This window comes from Anaerostipes rhamnosivorans, assembly GCF_005280655.1.
In the GTDB taxonomy this organism is placed as follows: domain Bacteria; phylum Bacillota; class Clostridia; order Lachnospirales; family Lachnospiraceae; genus Anaerostipes; species Anaerostipes rhamnosivorans.
Map to the genome: position 1 here is coordinate 2,480,452 of NZ_CP040058.1, position 18,974 is coordinate 2,499,425.

The following is an 18,974-nucleotide window of genomic DNA, read 5'->3' on the forward strand; positions in this document are numbered from 1 at the left end:
CTACAAATAATCCCGTCCTTTTATCATATCAAATGTTTGGGTGAACCGTCAAACATCTATTTTCCCGGATTCCCACATTCTGTCTCCTTTCCGCACAGGATCCCCAGTCCGTGGGAGAGGGTATCCATGATATATCCAAGGTTTTCCCTGACTGCCTTGGGACTTCCGGGCAGATTCACAATCAGCGTTTTTTTCCGAATGACGGAAACTCCCCTGCTAAGCATTGCCCTCTTTGTGATCTTTAATGATTCCTGGCGCATTGCTTCACTGATGCCCGGGACCAGGCGCTCTGAAACCTGGAGCGTTGCTTCCGGTGTCAGATCCCTCTCAGAAAAACCGGTCCCCCCGGTAGTCAGGACCAGATCTGCCAGGCCCTGGTCACAGATCTTTATAAGCTGGCTTTTCAAAGGCTCGATCCCATCTTTTAGTATCTCCTCAGAAATCACCTGAAACCCTTCTGTTTCCACTATCTTTCTTACCAAAGGTCCGCTCTCATCCTGCCGGACTCCCGCCGCGCCCTTGTCACTCAGCGTGATCACTGCTACTCTGTATGACATGCCGTTTCCTCCTCCGGTAATTTTGAGATCCTGTCATTTCTGTGCAGGATTCCTCCATGGATCACTCTCAAAAAAATGCCCTCTGTGGGCATGATGCATTTACCGACTCTCTTATAAATCTCACAATGGCTGTGACATTCCTTTCCTCTCTGGGTCACTTCAAGGACCACAGCCCCCGACAAAAGACGGTCCCCTACAGCCAGACATTCCATGTCAATTCCGGACACGATCAGATTCTCTCCAAAATCTCCGTCTGTGACCTGTCCTCCCTGGTCATTAAAATCCTTAATCTTCTCATAGCCTAAAACACTCACCTGGCGGTGCCATTTTCCGGCATGGGCGTCTCCCTCTATTCCAAAATCCTCGATCAGCACTGCCTCTTCCACAGGCCGTTTTACCGTTCCTTTTTTTGTGCTGATACAGATTGCTTCAATCCTTCCCACTGTCATCCTCCGTTTCGTCATTGGATATTTTATGGTCCTCATAACAAAAGCTGCCGCTCTTTCCTCCGCTCTTTTCTAAAAGGTGGATATCCCCCATAGACATGGACTTGTTCACCGCCTTGCACATGTCATAGATCGTCAGAAGTGCGATCTGCACACCAGTGAGCGCTTCCATTTCCACCCCTGTTTTGCCGGTGGTCTTTACCGTACAGACGGCTTTTATGGAGTGATCCTCTTTGCGCATTGTAAAATCTATGCTGCATTTATGGATCAGAAGTACATGGCACAGAGGAATAAGACTGCTGGTCTGTTTAGCGCCCATGATGCCTGCGATCCGTGCAACAGACAGCACATCTCCTTTTTCTATTTTCTGTTCCTTGATCTTTTCATAGACTTCCCTGCCCACATAGATCCTTCCCTGGGCTGCGGCCTCCCGCCGTGTATTATCTTTTCCGGAAACATCCACCATCACAGCGTTGCCGTCTCCGTCAAAATGTGAAAAATCATTCATCTTTCTTACCTTCCAAATCCGCAGTCCGGATAAGTACACGGACTGCACTGCATACAAAATCCTCCGTGGGCCATTTTGATAAAGTCTTCCTTTTGAAGCCTCTCTCCTGCCAGAATCCTCGGCACTGCCAAGTCAAACACCGTCCGCTTGGAAAACATGACACATCCCGGCAGACCCACCACAGGGATGCCTTTTACATAGGCCAGCATAAACATGGCTCCCGGCAGCACAGGGCTTCCGTAGGTGATGACCTCCCCGCCGCAGCCTCTGATGGCAGACGGCGTCATATCGTCCGGATCTACGCTCATGCCGCCGGATACCTGCACCATGTCCGCTCCCCGCTCGATAAAGCTTAGAATGGCTTTTGTGATCTCCTCTTTGTCATCCCCGGGGAAAACCTGGCCGATGATTTCCGCGTCCAGTTCCCGGGCTTTCCTATGAAGCACCGGACCGAACTTATCCTCAATACGGCCCTCCGCAATCTCAGATCCAGTGGTCACGATCCCGATCTTTGCATGCCTAAACGGCAGAACCTGGATCAGCGGCCCCTTTTCTTCACACAATGCCTCAAACTGTCCAAGCATCTCTTCCTCGGCCACCAGAGGGATCACTCTGGTGCCCGCCAGAGGTTTGCCTTCCTCCACGATCTTTCCAGAATGAATGGTAGAAAAACACACATCCTTAAGGCTGTTTAACTCATATAATAAATCAATGTTGATGCTTAAGACTCCCCTGCAGGCTGCCCTGAATTCGATCTTTCCTTCCTTTGGCTCACCGAAGGAGATATTGGCTCCCGCAGCGGCTCTGGCCATACGAAAAGCCGCATCATCCTCATGGACAAAACCTTCTTCCAAGTCCCAGACATAGACATATCGTTTCCCAATATCCAAAAGCTTCTCTATATCTTCTTCTTTTACCACATGTCCTTTTTTAAACGCCCTGCCTTTAAACTTTCCCGGAACGATCTCCGTCATATCGTGGCAGAGCACCATGCCGACGGCATCTGTTACCCTGACTTTTTTCATACGTTCACCTCTTAAGCTGTCCTTTCTCTGCGGCGCATATTAACTGGAGCACACTGCCCCCGATACACCTTGCCTTATCTGAAATTGTGAAACAGTTCTCTCTTTCCCCTGCTCTCGGGTCAATGTCCGCTATTTTAAAGCCTTTGCTGACCGGGTATCCGTCCCGAATCAGTCCCCGCACAATGCCGTCAAGGCTTGCAGGCACCGGTGTCATTTGACCATCCGCTGACTGGATCACCGCTATAAGCTCCCCCTTTTTCACCTGTGCCCCGATCTTTGTGCGTCCGTAAAGGCGGCCTTTCTGCGGGGCGTGGAGAACTCTCTCTTTTCCGTATCCCATGATGGCACCAGGAATCCCTGTGTCCGCCATGGCTGTTCCGTCCGTTATGATCCTTCCCAGATTGTGTCCCCGCATCGTCTCGATGACATAGTCCACATCCAAACCTGCCGTAAAACCCGGTCCCAAACCTATGGTCAGCCCTGCCATGTCCCGCCTGGTCCCCAGATTCCTCTTTGCAAGAATGGCATCCACCACCGCATCCGGTCTGACCGCTCTGATAGAGTCTCCCTTAGGATCTACTAACACCACCGGCTTTTGAGGGCTGACTGTTCCCAGAGCCTCTTTTAAGGTATCCGCGCGTACTGCCTCAAGTCCTTCCACAACTGCCGTCCCTTCATAGACAGCTTCACAAAATGACACCTGCCGGCGGATCGCAGACGGTTTTTCTGTCTCTAATATAAGAACCGGATATCCGGCCCTGCTTAACTGATAGATGGTTCCGGTGGCAATATCGCCCCCGCCCCTGACAATGATTGGCTTCATAACATATGAGGTCCTCTCTTAATAAATTTCCCCTGTTTTATTTTTACCACCCGGCCGCCGTCCGTGACCAGACAGCCTCTTAAGAACACCTTGTCGATGGTCCCTTTGATCTTCGTTCCCTCAAAGGGGCTGTAATCCACATTCTGTTCTTGGCTTTCAGCCGTGATCACATCTTCTCGTTCCGGGTCAATCACGGCAATATCCGCATCGCTTCCAGGCATGATACAACCCTTTTTTGGATAGAGACCGTAAAGCTTTGCCGGATTTTCTGAGAGCACCCGGCACATCTGCTGGGGAGTCAGCAGTCCCTTTCCTACTCCATAAGTATAAAGTAAAACGCCTCTGGTTTCCACCCCCGGCATACCGTTTGGGGTCTTGGTAAAATCATCCCTGCCGAAACCTTTTTGTTTCGTGGTAAAACTGCAGTGGTCCGTGGAGACCGTCTGGATGGTTCCGTTCCTAAGGCCCTCCCACAGTACCTTCTGGTTCTCCTTTTTTCTCAGGGGAGGGGAACATATATAATTCCGCCCTTCTTCTCCGGTTTCATAGAGGGATGAATCCAGGAGAAGATACTGCGGACAGGTTTCTGCAAACACAGTCTGCCCCTTTTTTCTGGCCCGTTCCACCGCGTCCAGCGCTTCTTTGCAGGTGAGATGGACTACGATCACAGGAATACCGATTTCACCGGCAATGGCCAGAAGCCGGTTGACTGCCTCCGCCTCTGCGCCTTCGGGCCTGACTTTCGGATGGACATCCGCCCCCAGATCCCCTTTATTTCTGGCCTCCTCTGTCAGCGCATCGATCATTCCTGAATTTTCACAGTGAACGCCCGTGATGCCGCCGATCTCTTTCATCTTTCTAAGGGCCATAAATATATCATGGTCGTTTAAGATCATATCCGGATATGTCATATACATCTTAAAGGAAGTGATGCCTTCCTCCATCATATGCTCCATGGACTCTGCTGTATTTTTATTCCAGTCGGAGATGGCCATGTGAAAAGAATAGTCGCAGGAGCTTCGGTTGTCAGCCCGCTGATGCCAGTTCTCTAAGGCTTCCTCCAATGTCTCTCCCTTATACTGTGTGGCAAAATCAATGACCATGGTTGTTCCGCCCTTGATGGCGGCTCTGGTCCCCGTGTCAAAATCATCTGCTGTTACGGTGCCTGACACTTCCAACTGAAAATGGGTGTGAGCGTCAATGAAACCGGGAAACAAAAGTTCCCCGGTCACATCCACCAAGACAGCCTCCGGATCATGAAGATCCGGCCCCGTCTCCAATATCTTCTCATCTTCGATCAGAACGTCGGCTTTCTTCATCTGGTCCCCGGACACAATCGTCCCATTTTTCAATAAGTATCTCATCGAAAACCGCCTCCTTCTATCTCTGCTTTATATTCTTTTTCCTTGCATACGGCGTGTTCACGAGAGGAAGCTCCTGCTCAAAAATGCCGTTCTTATTATAGTATGCCGCTGCCACAGCCGGCGCCGTAGGGATAGATGTGATCTCTCCTACCCCGATGGCTCCGCATGCCACCGAAAGTCCCTCTTTTTCTACGATCCGGCTCTCCACCTCGGGCACCTTGTCTGCCCTGAAAAGCCCCAGGGTCCCAAACTTAGCCGTAGGTTTCAGATTCTCATTGATCGGGTACTGCTCCGTCAGGGCAAATCCGAGAGACATGACAACCCCTCCCTCAATCTGTCCTTCCACGGAGAGAGGATTGATGGCTTTGCCCACATCGTGAGCCGCTGTCATCTTCTTTATGGTTCCGTCCTCATTGAGCACACAGACCTGGGTGGCATAACCGTAAGCCACATGGGATACCGGATTGGGTTTGTCGGTCCCCATTGGATCCGTCTTGGCCAGATATTCCCCGTAAAATTCTTCCCCATTAAGATCCGATATATCCTTTCCTCTGACCGCCTCGTTATAGAGGGCACACGCGCGCCTCACCGCCTCACCGGTGACCAGAGTCTGCCTGGATCCTGATGTCGTTCCTGAATCCGGCGCCAGGATCGAGTTGGATGCCTCATAGACGATCTGATCTCTGGAAAGTCCGGTCTGTTCCCCGACGATCTGGACCAGAACGGTTCCGAGCCCCTGCCCGATACAGGACGCGCCGCTTCGGATATGAAGCCTGCCATCCAAAACTTTCAGAATACATCTTCCGGTATCCGGGATGCCCACTCCGACCCCTGCATTCTTCATAGCACAGGCAATGCCGGCCTTCGGGTACTGCTCCATAATATCCCTGACCGCCTCCAGTGTCTCGGCAAGACCTGTGGACTCATCCACCAGCTGTCCGTTGGGAAGCTCCTGTCCGGGGCGGATGGCATTGCGGTAGCGAATCTCCCAAGGAGAGATGCCCGCTTTTTCTGCCATCAGCGTAAGAACCATCTCCAGCCCAAAGCAGCTCTGGGTCACTCCGAATCCACGGAATGCGCCGGCAGGGGGATTATTTGTATAATAAGCCCTGCCCTCGATCTCAAAGTTCTGATAGTTATAAGGGCCTGCCGCATGGGTGCATGCCCGCTGGAGCACCGGGCCGCCCAGAGACGCATAAGCCCCGGTATCTGATATGATGCTTGCCTTTACTCCCTGGATGATCCCGTTCTCATCGCATCCCATGGTAAACTCCATGTCCATCGGATGGCGCTTCGGATGGATTAAAATACTTTCATCTCTTGTTAGCTTTACCTTCACCGGTCTCTTTAAAAGATAGGCTGCCAGTGCCGCGTGATGCTGCACCGTCATGTCTTCTTTGCCGCCGAAGCCTCCGCCTACCAGCTTGTTTTCCACGTAAACCTTTTCCGGGGAGATGCCAAGCATCTCATAACACTCCCGCTGGGTATCATAGACCCCCTGGTCAGAGGAGTAAACCTTCACGCCGTCCTCCTTGTACGGAAAGGCCACCGCGCACTCCGGCTCCAAAAACGCATGTTCCGTCCATGGAGTGTGGAACTTCTTCGTAATCACATACTTGGAATTTTGAATGGCTTTTTCAGCATTCCCTCTTCGCACATGCTCCCTGGCGAGGAGATTGCCATCGCTGTGCACAAGAGGCGCATCCTCCTTCATGGCTTCATATGGATTCCTTACGGGAGTGAGTACCTCATATTCCACTTCCACAAGCTCTTTTGCCTGTTTTAAAGCCTCTTCATTTTCCGCCGCCACAAGAGCTATGGAGTCTCCCAGATATTTGGTGGTGGTACCTTCCGGGATCAACACATACCAATCCCGTTTTAAATGTCCGGTTCTGACACTGCCCGGGATATCTTTTGCGGTCAACACTGCGGCCACCCCCGGAACAGCCAGCGCCTTGGAGGTATCGATGGAGAGTACTCTTGCCCTGGCATATTTTGAGCGAACGGCACTGGCATAAAGCATGCCATCCATCTCCACGTCGTCCGTATACTCCCCGGTGCCCAGAACCTTTTCTCTCACATCCAGGCGGTGCACCCTCTCACCGATCTTCCACTGTCCGTTTTCTTCCGGTACCTTCTTTCCATCCCGGAACAGCTGTGCCGCAAGCTCCACCGCATCGATGATCTTTTTGTATCCTGTGCATCTGCAGATATTATTCCTGAGCGCAAAGGCAATCTCCTGTCTCGTGGGATTCTGATTCACATCCAGCAGTCCTTTGGCACAGATCACCATGCCAGGGATACAGAAACCACATTGGACAGCCCCTGCCTGGCCGAATGCATAGACGAAGATCTCCTTTTCGTCCTCAGGGATCCCCTCCACTGTGAGTATTTCTTTCCCGTCCATCCTGGACATCATGGGAATACAGGCTTTTGTAGCTTTCCCGTCCACCAGCACCGTACAGGTGCCGCAGGCTCCCTGGCTGCATCCGTCTTTAACAGATTTAAGCTTCAATTCATCTCTCAAAAAACGGATCAGCTTCTGGTCTTTGTCTGTACTGTATTGTTTATGGTTAATCGTGCATTGGAACATATCGATCCCTCCATTCTCCCCGCCAATCTACAAAGATTTGATATTTTTAAAATTCTTATCCTTCACCGTAAAATTCAGCGGTATCCTTTTGCGGACTTTTACTTTTTCTTTTTCCTCCGGGATGATCAGGTTCAGCACGACTGTGATCAAGGTTGCCAAAACAACCGCTGATTTTCCAAATACCATCATGACCCAGGAAGGGAACAGTGCCAGAGAATCCGGCGCCAGTGTGACTCCCATGCCTACGGCAACTCCAAGGCCTACAATAGCCGTATTCCGGTTATTGAGCCCTGCCTTTGCGATCAGCTTGACTCCTGTCATAGCGATGGACGCAAACACCGAGATGGTGGCTCCGCCGAGAACACACTGTGGGATTGTGGTCAAAAGAGAAGCAATCTTCGGCAGCAGCCCTGCCGCAAGTATGATGATGGACGCCAGATAAAACACCCTTTTTGCCACTACCTTTGTGGTTCCGACGATCCCTACATTCTGGCTGAAGGTGGCAGTCGGAAGCCCCCCGAACAGGGCACCGAAAATGCTGCCCAGACCGTTTCCGATGATCCCTCCTGACAGTTCCTGATCTGAGGGTTCTCTTCCAAGCCCGCCCTGTGTGGTCGCAGTCAGGTCCCCGATGGCCTGCACCGAATTGACCACAAACAAGATCGACATGGTGATCATAGAGGAAGGCTCAAAGCGGATTCCAAAATGCAAAGGTTTTGGCAGCTGCATCCATGACGCTGACACCACCGGTGTAAAGTCAACCATCCCCAGAATCACTGCGATCACATATCCCACGCAGATCCCGATCAAGATGGCGGAAAGCTTCAGAAATCCCTTGGTAAAATGGCTCAGCCCAACCACAACTGCCAGTGTGATCAGGGCTACCGCCCAGTTCTTCACGCTCCCATAATCTTTGGACCCGGTTCCCCCTGCCATATATCCCACAGCAACCGGATACAGAGAAAGCCCTATGGTAAACACCACAGTTCCCGTCACGATAGGCGGAAACAGGGAACGGATCCTCTTGATAAAAATGCCTACCAGGACCGCGATCACTCCTCCGGTCAGCTGGGCACCAAACAGGGTGGCCAGATCAAATTCCTGAACTACGGCCTGCATGGTCGCCAAATACGCGAAACTGACGCCCATGATAACTGGAAGGCCAGATCCCACTTTGTGATTTAATGATATCAACTGTAAAAATGTTGCCACAGCGGCCACGATCAGCGCCCCCTGCACAAGCACAATCTTATCCTGGGGTGAAATCTCCCCCCGGGATACAGCGATTCCCGCCACGATAATCGCCGGGGTCACGCAGCCCACGATCATAGCCACCACATGCTGCAGAGCCAGAGGGAGCACCTGTTTATAAGGCGGCTTCCCATCGGTTAAAAATAGCTCTTTTACTCCTGTCTTACTCTTAAAACTATCCAACATATCTACTATCTCCCTGCCATCTGCATAACAGCCTTTGAAATCCGGGCCGGGCTCCCCGTACCGGCCCACAAGGCTAAAGCAGATAAAATGCGTAGTCTTCGCAGACAACAGTCATCAGCCTTCTTAAGCCCTCTGTCACTGCGCAGCTTCCATCCTTTAAGTTCACTGTCATAGTTTCTCCCAGATACCTTACCTGGCACTTCTGTTCCATAAGATCCAGCACGGTAAATCCTTCATTTTTGCTGTTCTCCATATCGTTTTCGTTCGCAAAAAGAGTGAATTTATCCAGATAAGGGGCACTTTCATACGGACAGAAGGACCTGCAGTTTCCACATTCATTGCACATATAGTCAATATGGATGACCTGGTCTTTCTCAAACCCAGGCACATGGATGGATACATTTGCCCTGTTTGGACAGACATCCACACAGTTTTCGCATACCACGTCGCACCCAAGGCATCTTCTGCTCTGGTCTTTTTCTTCCTGTGTATCCTTAAGAATTCCCTTCTTCTCGCAGCAGTCCTCTTTTGAAGAAGGATTGTCTTCTCCCTTTGAAACCGGAATGCCAAGAATATGTTCTGCCGCTTTCATGGCATCCCTCATGCCTTCTACTACCGTAGCGGGGCCGCTCAACCCGTCTCCGATCACATAGATCCCTTCCTTGTTAGTCATCAGGGTCTCAGGGTCTGTCTTTGCTCTTCCCCTGCTGTCCACATGGATTCCGTTTTCCTGATAAAAGCTTGAGGGAACCTGTTCTCCAACTGCGGCGATCACCGTATCTGCAGGAATCTTCACACGCTGTCCTGTGCTCTTGACTCCCCTTCGTCCCGTCTCATCAGGATCAGACAGCTCCATGGCTTTGCAGACCAGCTCCCCGTCTTCTAACAGTACCGGGGACAAAAGTTCTTTAAACTCCACGCCGTCTTCCACAGCCATCAAAAGTTCTTCCTCATCGGCAGGCATATATCGTTTTGTCCGGCGGTAAACAAGATAAACATGCTCCACTCCCTCGGTCCGCTTTGCGGCCCTTGCGGTGTCCATAGCTGTGTTGCCGCCACCGATAACTGCTACATTTTTTCCGATCATCACATGACCGTCATTCTGCTTAAATTCCTTCAGGAATTCCAGCGCATTGATCACACCTCCCTTTTCCAGAGGCAGCTCTCCCGGTTTGGAGGCTCCCACTGCCAGGATCACCGCATCATATCCCTGGTTCTTAAGAGCCGGTGCATTGTCGATCCTTACATTCAGCTGGATGTCAACGCCCAGCTTCTCCAGGAAAGAGGCATCCTTTTCCACCAAAGAGGACGAGATCCTGAACTCAGGGATCACCTGAGATACTACACCTCCAAGGGAACCGCTCTGTTCATATAAGGTGACCTTGGTTCCGGCCTTGGCCAGATAGTATGCACATGCCATACCTGCCGGTCCTCCTCCGATGACAGCCGCCTTCTTTCCGTTCTCCTCTGCCGGTTTCAGTGCCTTTAGCACTTCTTCATAACCACCCTGGGCTGCTTTCAGCTTATTGTCACGGATATGTACCGGTTCCTCGTAAAAGTTTCTGGTGCATTTGCTCATGCAGTTATGGGCACAGATCGTTCCCGTGATAAACGGAAGCGCATTTCTTTCCATGATGACTTCCAGTGCTTCTTTGTACTTTCCTTCGTCAGCCAGCGGCATATAGGCGGTGATATCCTGATGGATCGGACATCCCTCCTTACACGGCGCCACATAACAGTCCAAAAGAGGAACCGGCTGTTTCATTTTTCTGGACGGAAGAGGTTTTGCAGCTTTCACATGGTGCTTATCCGATTTAGCTTTCTCTGCGATCTTAGATACTGCCTCTGCATCAATCCCTTCGAACGGCCGCAGGACTTTGCTCTCCTGAAGCTTCTTTGCCATCTGGGTAAGTCTCTGGTAACCGCCGGGCTTCAGCAGCGTGGTAGCCACGGTGACCGGCCAGATTCCGGTGTCGATGATCTCCTCGATATTGTAGGCATCCGCGCCTCCGGAATAGGAGATCCTTAAGTTTCCACCAAATTCTTTGGACAGCTTTGCCGCCAGAGAGATAGACAGCGGGAACAGTGCCTTTCCTGACATATACATTTCTTCACTTGGAAGCTGATGTTCCTTCACATCCACAGGGAACGTGTTGGTGATCTTTACACCGAATTCCAGTCCCTTTTTATCTGCAAGCTCCATGAGCCTTTTAAGCATCGGGACCGCATCCTCATACTGAAGGTCATCTTTAAAATGGAAGTCACCGAACACCATATAATCATATCCCATGTCATCCATGGTTTTTCTGGCAAAATCATATCCAAGCAGTGTGGGATTACATTTAATAAATGTATGCAGGCCTTTTTCTTTTAATAAGTAGTCTGCGATGCTCTCGATTTCCTGTGGCGGACATCCGTGGAGTGTTGAGATCGTGGCGGAATTGCAGATCTTAGCCGGAATGGCTTCTACATCTTCTTCCGTTACGTTCTTAAGCCTTTTGGCCATTGCCCTGGCATCCCTCATACACTCCCTAAAAATACTGCTTTCCCCTGCATCCATCATGGTGTCGATGAAGGTGTTGATCTTTTCTGACTTGATCCCTGCCAGGTCATACCCGACACTCATATTAAACTGGAATCCGTCCGCAGTCCCAAGCCCATATTCTTTAGAAAGAATATGAAGCAGAAACCAGGCTTTGATATATTCTTCCATCGCCTGTGGAACATAAAGCTCCGTGGACCATTCGCAGTTATATCCTTCATCCTCCGCAAGGATGCACGGTTTGTTGACACAGGCGGACAACTCTTCCCCGTCCATGATCTGTACGGTCTTTAGTTCAAAGAAACGGCTTCCTGCCACATAGGCCGCCACAATGTTCTGAGCAAGCTGGGTGTGAGGCCCTGCCGCCGGCCCGATCGGTGTCTCCAGCTTCCGTCCGAAGATCTCCGCAGTGTCAGCCGGATCCGCCTTAAAAGGCCTGCGGATCCCAAAAATCGTTCCTTTATCTTCCTTCTCCTCCACGACCCACTCAAGCAGCCGTGAAAACGGGATTGACGTCATAATATCGCTCATATAATTATCCTCCTAACCATTGATGGTATGTGCAAGCTTAGCAGCTTCTTCCCTGCACTTTGCCATTGCCTCAGCTTCATCGGCTACAAGAAGCCTGCGGTCCTTCATCAGGACTTTTCCGTTTCCGATGGTCGTCACAACATTTCTTCCACTCATTCCGAACAGGATATGACCGTTTATATTTCCCTCATTCATCGGTGTCAGCGGGTCATAATCCACGATGATCACATCTGCTGCCGCTCCTTTTCTGAGGACTCCAAGAGGTCTCTTGAAATACCGGTTCGCAATCTTTGCATTGTTCTCAAACAGCATTTTAGGGACTTCCGCCCAGGCTATATTTGGATCACAGAGGGAATGCTTATGTAATAAATTTGCCACCTTGTAGGATTCGGTCATATCATGGGTATATCCGTCAGTTCCAAGTCCAGTAAGGATTCCCTTTTCCACCATTCGCATGGTGGGAGGACATCCACAGGCATTTCCCATGTTGGATTCCGGATTGTGTACGACCATAGTTTCCGTATCCCTGATCAGGTCCATCTCATGCTCATTCACATAGATACAGTGGCCAAGCAGTGTTTTCTCACCCAGCACCCCGCAATCCATGAGCCGGTCAATGATCCTCTTGCCGTAATGCTTTAGACAGTGGTGCAGATCTTCGATCCCCTCTGCCACATGGATGTGATAACCCACCTCTTCGGGCTTATTGGCAGCCGCCAGTTCCATAGTCTCATCCGAGATCGTAAACGACGCATGCATTCCCATCATCCCCGCGATCATATCAGAGTCGTCCTTCAGGGCATGACTGATAAATCTGGAATTTTCTAAAACAGCCTCTCTGGCCTTTTCCTTTCCATCCCTGTCGGAAACCTCGTAACACAGACAACTCCTGACCCCCAGCTCCTTTGCCGCTTCTTCTATAATAAAGAGACTGTCCGTGATATTCCCAAAACTTGCATGATGGTCAAATACGGTTGTCACTCCATTTTTAATACTGTCAATGTAGGTTGCCCTTGCACTCTGAAGGATCTGTTCCGGTGAAAGGTTCCGGTCAATGGTCCACCACATACCGTCCAGAATGTCTAAAAATCCCTTGGGATCATATCCGTTGATGGAAAGTCCTCTCGCCATGGCGCTGTAAATATGCTCATGGGCATTAATGAAGGCGGGCATAATGACGCCTCCCTTAGCATCTATATACTCCGCCTCCTTATAAGCCTGTTTTATGTCTTTTGTTTGGCCTACTTCTATGATTTTATTTCCGTCCATGACAACAGCGCCATCTTCTAAAAATGGACAGCTGACATCTCTCGTGATCATTCTTCCGTTCCCGACAATTCTCATAACTTGACCTCCTATTCATTGTGCAGGTGCTCTTTTGATAATCTAAATATAGCATCCCAAAATGTAAAAAACAACCGTTCCGAAGCATGTATACAAAATATTTTTGATATATCTAAAAATTTTTGTATTTTTTTATTGCAATCCTAAAAAAACGTGCTATGATTAACTTATCAGGCAACCAAAACACTCAGAAAAGGAGTGATCATTATGAATCCGGAATTGGAACTTTTAAAACAAATGGCACACACCATTGCCATGCAGTTCGGGAAAGACTGTGAGGTCATCATCCACGATCTGACCTGTGAAGACATGGAGCATACGATCGTACACATCGAAAACGGACACGTCACAAACCGGAAATTGGGAGACGGCCCTTCTGCCGTCGTTCTGGAAACTCTTCATAAGCATCCGGAAGACATTAAAGACCACTATGCATATCAGATAAAGACATCCGATGGAAAGATCTTAAAATCAACCACTACATTTGTAAAGGGCGATGACGGCAGGGTCCACTATATTGTCGCCATCAACTATGACATCAGCGCTCTTCTAATGATCGACGCTTCCCTTCAGTCCCTCATGCATGTGGAGGAACAAAAAAAGGAGGAGCCCACAGCCATCGTAGGCAACGTACACGATCTGCTGGACAGTCTGATTGAACAGTCTGTTGCACTGGTCGGAAAACCGGCGGCCCTTATGAACAAGGAAGAGAAAGTGAAGGCGATCCAGTTTTTAAATGACGCCGGAGCATTCCTGATCACAAAGTCCGGTGATAAAGTCGCAAAGTACTTTGGCATATCAAAGTTTACTTTATACAGCTACATTGACGTTAACAAATAAAGGAGGTTTTGACCTATATGGAAACAATCAAATGGGCAGTCAATGAGATGCCGAAAACCGATGACAGGCATTTGGACATTATGGCACTGGATGAGATACAGAAAGCCAGGACATTCCACGAAAGCTTTCCCCAGTACAGTAAGACTCCCCTTGCCAGATTAAACTGCATGGCCGATTTCCTGGGACTTCACAGCATCTATGTAAAGGATGAGTCCTACCGCTTCGGGCTGAATGCGTTCAAAGTCCTTGGAGGATCCTTTTCCATGGCCCGCTACATAGCAAAAGAGACTGGGAGGGATGTGAGGGATCTGCCTTATCCCGTGCTGGTCTCTGAAGACCTGAAAAAGGAATTCGGGCAGGCAACCTTCTTTACCGCCACAGACGGAAATCATGGGCGGGGCGTCGCATGGGCAGCAAACAAACTGGGACAGAAAGCCGTGGTCTTTATGCCGAAAGGCTCCACAAAGACCAGGCTCCAAAACATTCTGGCTGAAAATGCAACGGCTACCATCGAAGAAGTAAACTATGATGAATGCGTCCGCATGGCCGCTGCCGCGGCGGCAAAGACACCTCACGGAGTGGTCGTACAGGATACTGCATGGGATGGATACGAAGAGATCCCGGCCTGGATCATGCAGGGCTACGGCACAATGGCTATGGAGGCCGATGAACAGCTAAATGAAGACGGCTGCGGACGGCCCACCCATGTGTTTATCCAAGCAGGCGTAGGTTCTCTGGCAGGTGCGGTACAGGGCTACTTTGCCAACCGTTACCCTGATAACCCGCCGAAGGTCATCGTGGTGGAGGCTGAATCCGCCGCCTGCCTCTACAAAGGGGCTGTGAAAAAAGACGGCAGCATCCAGATCGTGGACGGGGATATGCCTACGATCATGGCCGGCCTTGCCTGTGGGGAGCCCAATACACTCTCCTGGGATATTTTAAAGAATCATGTGGACACTTTCACTGCCTGCCCTGACTGGGTATCCAGAAAAGGAATGCGTATGCTTTCTGCTCCCCTGAAAGGAGACCCCCAGGTCATCTCGGGAGAATCAGGAGCAGCTCCTTTCGGACTTTTGGCAAGTATCATGACCATGGATGAGTATAAAGACCTCCGTGAGCATTTAGGACTAGACCGTGACTCAAAAGTTCTCCTCTTCTCAACCGAAGGAGATACTGACCCGGACCGCTACAAACAGATCGTCTGGGAAGGAAAAGACAAATAAAACCCTGAAAACTTACCGCATTAGGAGGATATTAGAATGGATTTTAACAAGATCAAAGAAGCCGCACAAAACTATGAAGCAGATATGACAAAATTTTTGAGGGATATCGTAAAATTCCCCGGAGAGAGCAGCGATGAGGAAGCCCATGTCAACAGAATCGCCGAAGAGATGAACAAACTTGGATTTGACAAGGTAGAGATCGATCCCATGGGCAATGTTCTTGGATATATGGGAACCGGTGAGACACTGATTGGATACGACGCCCACATAGATACCGTAGGCGTGGGAAATCTCGACAACTGGGAATTTGATCCCTATGAAGGTTTTGAATCCGACATGGAGATCGGCGGCCGGGGTACCTCTGACCAGTTAGGCGGTATCGTATCTGCTGTCTACGGTGCAAAGATCATGAAAGACCTTGGTATGTTAAATGACAAATATACCGTATTAGTCACAGGAACAGTCCAGGAAGAGGACTGTGACGGCCTGTGTTGGCAGTATATCGTCAATGAAGATAAAGTCCGCCCCGAATTTGTCGTATCCACCGAGCCTACGGACGGCGGCATCTACCGCGGACAGAGAGGACGTATGGAAATCCGCATTGACGTGGACGGTGTATCCTGCCACGGCTCTGCTCCGGAGCGCGGTGACAACGCGATCTATAAGATGGCTGATATTCTTCAGGATGTGCGGTCCCTCAATGAAAATGACGCGGAGGACAAAACCGAGATCAAAGGCCTCGTAAAGATGCTGGATGAAAAGTTCAACAAGGAATGGCAGGAAGCCCGCTTCTTAGGCCGCGGAACCGTCACAACTTCTGAGATCTTCTTCTCATCACCGAGCCGCTGTGCTGTTGCCGATTCCTGCTCCGTTTCTCTGGACCGCCGGATGACAGCCGGTGAGACCTGGGAGAGCTGCCTGGATGAGATCCGCGCCCTTCCGAATGTAAAGAAATACGGTGCCAGGGTTTCCATGTATGAATATGCAAGGCCGTCCTGGAAAGGCCTGACCTACCCAACGGAATGCTACTTCCCTACCTGGGTGATCCCTGAGGACCACGACGTGACAAAGGCCATGGCCGATGCCTTTGAAGGATTGTATGGAGAGCCAAGAATCGATAAGTGGACCTTCTCCACCAACGGAGTTTCCATCATGGGCCGCTTCGGTATCCCTTGCATCGGATTCGGACCGGGACATGAAGACCAGGCCCACGCGCCAAACGAAAAGACATGGAAGGCTGAACTTGTGACCTGCGCCGCTGTCTACGCAGCACTTCCGACTGTCTACTGCGAAAAGAAATAAAAACCCGCTGCCTTTTTATCAGATCTATATTATAGGAGGAACCTTTCATGAAAATGAATTCATTACAGGATTATATTGACCGCTTGAACCAATTAAATTTTAAAGAGATGTATCAGAACGACTTTTTCCTGACCTGGGAAAAGACCGACGACGAGCTGGAGGCCGTATGGCTGGTGGCTGACGCCCTGCGTTTCATGCGCGAGCACAATATTTCCACCAAAGTATTTGAGAGCGGTCTGGGAATCTCTTTATTCCGGGACAACTCAACCAGGACCCGCTTCTCCTTTGCCTCTGCCTGTAACCTGCTGGGCCTGGAGGTCCAGGATCTGGACGAAGGCAAATCCCAGATTGCCCACGGGGAAACTGTCAGGGAGACCGCCAACATGATCTCCTTTATGGCAGACGTCATCGGAATCCGGGATGACATGTACATTGGAAAAGGAAATGCCTACATGCACGAAGTGGCAGACTCTGTAGAACAGGGAAATAAAGACGGCATTTTAGAGCAGCGCCCGACACTTGTAAACCTGCAGTGCGATATCGACCACCCGACCCAGTGTATGGCAGATATGCTCCATATCATTCACGAATTCGGCGGTGTAGAAAATCTGAAAGGCAAAAAACTGGCTATGTCCTGGGCTTACTCTCCTTCCTACGGAAAACCGCTCTCTGTTCCTCAGGGTGTCATCGGTCTTATGACCAGAATGGGCATGGACGTGGTTCTGGCTCATCCGGAAGGTTACGATGTTATGCCGGAAGTGGAAGAGGTTGCAAAAAAGAATGCGGAAAAATCCGGTGGAACCTTTAAAAAGACCAATGATATGGCAGAGGCATTCAAAGACGCTGATATTGTCTATCCAAAAAGCTGGGCTCCGTTTGCCGCTATGGAAGAACGGACAGACCTCTACGGAAAAGGTGACTTTGACGGCATTGACCGCCTGGAACAGGAACTGCTTAAACAGAACGCAGAACATAAAGACTGGGCTTGCACTGAAGAATTAATGAAAACCACAAAAGACGGAAAAGCCCTCTATCTCCACTGCCTGCCGGCTGATATCACCGGACTGAGCTGTGAGGAGGGAGAAGTGGACGAGAGCGTCTTTGACCGCTACCGCAATCCGCTCTACAAAGAAGCAAGCTACAAACCGTACGTGATCGCTGCCATGATCTTCCTGAGCAAATTTGAAGATCCTCAGGCAATCCTTCAAAAGCTTGAAGAAAACAAGAAACCGAGAATCTTTGAATAATCTGAACTATGAAATCCTAGTTTACCGCCACTTACATTCTGACCATTGTGTTTGTGGCGGTTTCTATTTCCAGGAGGTACCGCATGTATACAAGAAAAAGAATCGTCATCGCTCTGGGCGGCAACGCTCTGGGAGATACACTGCCGGAACAGATGCTGGCGGTGAAATCCACATCCAAAGCTATCTGTGATCTGATCGAGGACGGCCATGAGGTTGTCATCGTTCACGGCAACGGACCTCAGGTAGGTATGATCAACAATGCCATGAGCGCATTGAGCCGGGAAGATGAAAACCAGCCCAACACTCCCCTCTCTGTGTGTGTAGCCATGAGCCAGGGTTATATCGGTTACGATCTACAGAACGCAATCCGGGAAGAACTGAGAAAACGCGGATTTCTCCGCACTCCCGTAGTGACCATCATAACTCAGGTGCGGGTGGATGAAAAGGATCCTGCCTTTGGAAATCCGTCCAAACCCATCGGACGTTTTCTGACCAAAGAGGAGGCAGATTTCCAGGCAAAAGAATACGGCCACATCATGAAGGAGGACGCAGGACGCGGATACCGCCGTGTAGTCGCTTCCCCAAAGCCAAAAGAGATCGTGGAACTGGGAGCCATCAAAAACTTAGTGGACTCAGGACGGGTCGTGATCACCTGCGGCGGAGGCGGGATTCCGGTCATCTTAAAAGACGACCATCTGTCCGGTGCCAGCGCAGTCATTGACAAAGACTTTGCCAGTGCCCTGCTGGCAAAAGAACTGGATGCGGATGTATTGATCATACTGACTGCAGTGGAAAAGGTAGCCATCAACTACGGTAAAGAAAACGAACAATGGCTCTCCGAACTGACCGTTGAGCAGGCTGAGAAGTTTATTGAAGAAGGCCACTTCGCTCCCGGCTCCATGCTGCCGAAAGTCCAGGCGGCCATAGACTTTGCAGGTTCAAAAAAAGGCCGGACCGCCATGATCACGCTTCTGGAAAAAGCTAAAGACGGTATCATGGGAAAAACCGGAACCCGGATCCACCAATAAAACAAAGTTCTATTAAGGAGGGTTCAGCATTGTTCTGTACCCTCTTTTGTTATTCCATAGGAAAGTTCTTCGAACCTCCCTATGGAACAAAAAAGCCCTACGGGCATTATGCACACAAATGCGTAAGGAAACTATTTGACTACGTCAAATCGCATTTGGCGCGC

15 protein-coding genes are annotated in these 18,974 nt (G+C 50.1%); 5 read left to right on the forward strand and 10 right to left on the reverse strand.

Translation table 11 applies throughout. The features are described 5' to 3' along the window. Window positions 1-56: 56 nt before the first annotated feature. The 10 genes from AR1Y2_RS12335 to ssnA all read right to left on the reverse strand — a co-directional run bounded on the left by AR1Y2_RS12335 (window position 57) and on the right by ssnA (window position 13,170). Window positions 57-557, reverse strand: coding sequence for a MogA/MoaB family molybdenum cofactor biosynthesis protein (locus tag AR1Y2_RS12335; RefSeq protein WP_137329219.1), 501 nt, complete (start codon window positions 555-557; stop codon window positions 57-59). Further along, window positions 542-1,000 (reverse strand): MOSC domain-containing protein, encoded by a 459-nt coding sequence (locus tag AR1Y2_RS12340; RefSeq protein ID WP_137329220.1) that lies wholly within the window; start codon window positions 998-1,000, stop codon window positions 542-544. The genes AR1Y2_RS12335 and AR1Y2_RS12340 overlap by 16 nt, the downstream gene beginning before the upstream one ends. Beyond that, on the reverse strand, window positions 987-1,511 hold the full coding sequence (gene moaC / locus AR1Y2_RS12345; protein ID WP_137329221.1) for a cyclic pyranopterin monophosphate synthase MoaC: 525 nt from the start codon (window positions 1,509-1,511) through the stop codon (window positions 987-989). The genes AR1Y2_RS12340 and moaC overlap by 14 nt, the downstream gene beginning before the upstream one ends. Window positions 1,512-1,516: 5 nt before the next feature. Further along, window positions 1,517-2,536, reverse strand: coding sequence for a molybdopterin-binding protein (locus AR1Y2_RS12350; protein WP_137329222.1), 1,020 nt, complete (start codon window positions 2,534-2,536; stop codon window positions 1,517-1,519). A 4-nt stretch (window positions 2,537-2,540) separates the two neighbouring features. Then, window positions 2,541-3,359, reverse strand: coding sequence for a selenium-dependent molybdenum cofactor biosynthesis protein YqeB (gene yqeB, locus AR1Y2_RS12355; protein ID WP_137329223.1), 819 nt, complete (start codon window positions 3,357-3,359; stop codon window positions 2,541-2,543). Next, window positions 3,356-4,723: a dihydropyrimidinase gene (gene hydA / locus AR1Y2_RS12360; RefSeq protein ID WP_137329224.1), complete on the reverse strand. Its 1,368-nt coding sequence runs from the start codon at window positions 4,721-4,723 to the stop codon at window positions 3,356-3,358. Before hydA ends, yqeB begins: the two co-directional genes overlap by 4 nt. Before the next feature lie 16 nt (window positions 4,724-4,739). Beyond that, window positions 4,740-7,316: a selenium-dependent xanthine dehydrogenase gene (gene xdh, locus AR1Y2_RS12365; protein WP_137329225.1), complete on the reverse strand. Its 2,577-nt coding sequence runs from the start codon at window positions 7,314-7,316 to the stop codon at window positions 4,740-4,742. A 27-nt stretch (window positions 7,317-7,343) separates the two neighbouring features. Next, window positions 7,344-8,753 carry a uracil-xanthine permease family protein gene (locus AR1Y2_RS12370; protein ID WP_137329226.1) on the reverse strand — a complete coding sequence of 470 codons (1,410 nt, stop codon included), beginning with the start codon at window positions 8,751-8,753 and terminating at the stop codon, window positions 7,344-7,346. Window positions 8,754-8,826: 73 nt separating this feature from the next. Beyond that, window positions 8,827-11,826, reverse strand: coding sequence for a putative selenate reductase subunit YgfK (gene ygfK, locus AR1Y2_RS12375; RefSeq protein WP_137329227.1), 3,000 nt, complete (start codon window positions 11,824-11,826; stop codon window positions 8,827-8,829). 12 nt (window positions 11,827-11,838) lie between these two features. Continuing rightward, window positions 11,839-13,170, reverse strand: a complete 1,332-nt coding sequence (gene ssnA / locus AR1Y2_RS12380) for a putative aminohydrolase SsnA (RefSeq protein WP_137329228.1) — start codon at window positions 13,168-13,170, stop codon at window positions 11,839-11,841. 207 nt (window positions 13,171-13,377) lie between these two features. On the opposite strand from ssnA, the gene AR1Y2_RS12385 reads away from it, so the two are divergent. The 5 genes from AR1Y2_RS12385 (at window position 13,378) to arcC (ending at window position 18,810) form a co-directional block, all read left to right on the forward strand. Further along, a complete protein-coding gene (locus AR1Y2_RS12385; protein WP_137329229.1) occupies window positions 13,378-14,010 on the forward strand; it encodes a helix-turn-helix transcriptional regulator in 633 nt (210 codons plus the stop codon). A 17-nt stretch (window positions 14,011-14,027) separates the two neighbouring features. After that, window positions 14,028-15,233 (forward strand): diaminopropionate ammonia-lyase, encoded by a 1,206-nt coding sequence (gene dpaL / locus AR1Y2_RS12390; protein ID WP_137329230.1) that lies wholly within the window; start codon window positions 14,028-14,030, stop codon window positions 15,231-15,233. 36 nt (window positions 15,234-15,269) lie between these two features. Then, window positions 15,270-16,535, forward strand: a complete 1,266-nt coding sequence (locus AR1Y2_RS12395) for a YgeY family selenium metabolism-linked hydrolase (RefSeq protein WP_137329231.1) — start codon at window positions 15,270-15,272, stop codon at window positions 16,533-16,535. Window positions 16,536-16,588: 53 nt separating this feature from the next. Continuing rightward, window positions 16,589-17,782 carry a knotted carbamoyltransferase YgeW gene (gene ygeW, locus AR1Y2_RS12400; protein ID WP_137330268.1) on the forward strand — a complete coding sequence of 398 codons (1,194 nt, stop codon included), beginning with the start codon at window positions 16,589-16,591 and terminating at the stop codon, window positions 17,780-17,782. 83 nt (window positions 17,783-17,865) lie between these two features. Further along, entirely contained in the window at window positions 17,866-18,810 is a 945-nt protein-coding gene (gene arcC / locus AR1Y2_RS12405) for a carbamate kinase (protein WP_137329232.1), read from the forward strand. Window positions 18,811-18,974: the final 164 nt, after the last annotated feature.

Bases quoted from the DNA above. Each gene is read 5' to 3' on its own strand.
- AR1Y2_RS12335 (WP_137329219.1), bottom strand. From the start codon at position 557: ATGTCATACAGAGTAGCAGTGATCACGCTGAGTGACAAGGGCGCGGCG.
- arcC (WP_137329232.1), top strand. From the start codon at position 17,866: ATGTATACAAGAAAAAGAATCGTCATCGCTCTGGGCGGCAACGCTCTG.
- ygeW (WP_137330268.1), top strand. From the start codon at position 16,589: ATGAATTCATTACAGGATTATATTGACCGCTTGAACCAATTAAATTTT.
- AR1Y2_RS12385 (WP_137329229.1), top strand. From the start codon at position 13,378: ATGAATCCGGAATTGGAACTTTTAAAACAAATGGCACACACCATTGCC.
- ssnA (WP_137329228.1), bottom strand. From the start codon at position 13,170: ATGAGAATTGTCGGGAACGGAAGAATGATCACGAGAGATGTCAGCTGT.
- dpaL (WP_137329230.1), top strand. From the start codon at position 14,028: ATGGAAACAATCAAATGGGCAGTCAATGAGATGCCGAAAACCGATGAC.
- yqeB (WP_137329223.1), bottom strand. From the start codon at position 3,359: ATGAAGCCAATCATTGTCAGGGGCGGGGGCGATATTGCCACCGGAACC.
- xdh (WP_137329225.1), bottom strand. From the start codon at position 7,316: ATGTTCCAATGCACGATTAACCATAAACAATACAGTACAGACAAAGAC.
- AR1Y2_RS12395 (WP_137329231.1), top strand. From the start codon at position 15,270: ATGGATTTTAACAAGATCAAAGAAGCCGCACAAAACTATGAAGCAGAT.
- AR1Y2_RS12350 (WP_137329222.1), bottom strand. From the start codon at position 2,536: ATGAAAAAAGTCAGGGTAACAGATGCCGTCGGCATGGTGCTCTGCCAC.
- AR1Y2_RS12370 (WP_137329226.1), bottom strand. From the start codon at position 8,753: ATGTTGGATAGTTTTAAGAGTAAGACAGGAGTAAAAGAGCTATTTTTA.
- hydA (WP_137329224.1), bottom strand. From the start codon at position 4,723: ATGAGATACTTATTGAAAAATGGGACGATTGTGTCCGGGGACCAGATG.
- moaC (WP_137329221.1), bottom strand. From the start codon at position 1,511: ATGAATGATTTTTCACATTTTGACGGAGACGGCAACGCTGTGATGGTG.
- ygfK (WP_137329227.1), bottom strand. From the start codon at position 11,826: ATGAGCGATATTATGACGTCAATCCCGTTTTCACGGCTGCTTGAGTGG.